At 59.8% G+C, this 420-nt stretch carries 1 protein-coding gene; it reads left to right on the top strand.

Annotated features, from left to right (window positions below; translation table 11 throughout):
- Positions 1-354 (top strand): zinc-binding dehydrogenase (locus AC1D0P_RS30445; protein ID WP_477680139.1); only part of this gene is annotated, 354 nt, incomplete at its 5' end.
- Between the last annotated feature and the right edge of the window lie 66 nt (positions 355-420).

Below are 420 nucleotides of genomic sequence, written 5' to 3'. Positions count from 1 at the left end.
GCTTATGACGGCGAGGATTTCGGCATGCTCCGGGACATCGACATCGTCTTCGACCTGATCGGCGGCGAGGTCCATGACCGCTCTTATCCCGTCATGAAGCGCGGCGGTCGCCTCATATACCTGAACGCCCTGCCGATCTTCGATCGCGGTGCCGAATTCGGTGTCACCGTCATGCTTGGCTACAAAGGTCCCGGCGACAATCCGCTGATGATCAAGAGGGTGATCGAAATGATGTCGGCGGGCGCATTCACACCGCAGGTGTCATCGACTATGCCACTTTCCGAGGCCGCCGAGGCGCATCGGCTGATCCAGTCGGGGAATGTCACGCGCGGTCGGCTTGTTCTGACCATCTAATCAGCCCGGCCGAACTTCATCCGTCGCCATCGGATAGTGAAGATTGCCGCCCTCGTAGGGTGGGAA

This window comes from Polaromonas sp. P1_G2 (genome assembly GCF_056405515.1).
This window is presented reverse-complemented; position numbering and strand designations above follow the sequence as displayed.